The 273-nt window shown below is 67.4% G+C and carries 1 protein-coding gene; it reads left to right on the plus strand.

What is annotated here, in order from left to right; all coding sequences use genetic code 11:
- A partial coding sequence (locus SB751_RS30495; protein ID WP_410749086.1) for an ATP-binding cassette domain-containing protein occupies positions 1-273 on the plus strand: 273 nt, incomplete at both ends.

Below are 273 nucleotides of genomic sequence, written 5' to 3' on the forward strand. Positions count from 1 at the left end.
GGCGAGACCTTGGGGATCGTCGGCGAATCGGGTTCCGGCAAATCGACGCTCGCGATGGCCTTGCTCGGTTTGCAACGCACCGCGCACGGCGAGATCGAATTTCAGGGCAGGGCGCTCGGCAGCTATCGCGGCGCCGAGCAGACCGCCTTGCGCTCGAACATGCAAGTCGTCTTCCAGGACCCGTTCAGTTCGCTTTCGCCGCGCCACACCATCGAGCGGATCGTCGGCGAGGGGCTCGCGCTGCACCGCCCGCAAATGACGCCGCAGGCGCGC

Source organism: Cupriavidus sp. SIMBA_020, from assembly GCF_046535395.1.
Taxonomy (GTDB): Bacteria; Pseudomonadota; Gammaproteobacteria; order Burkholderiales; family Burkholderiaceae; genus Cupriavidus; species Cupriavidus campinensis.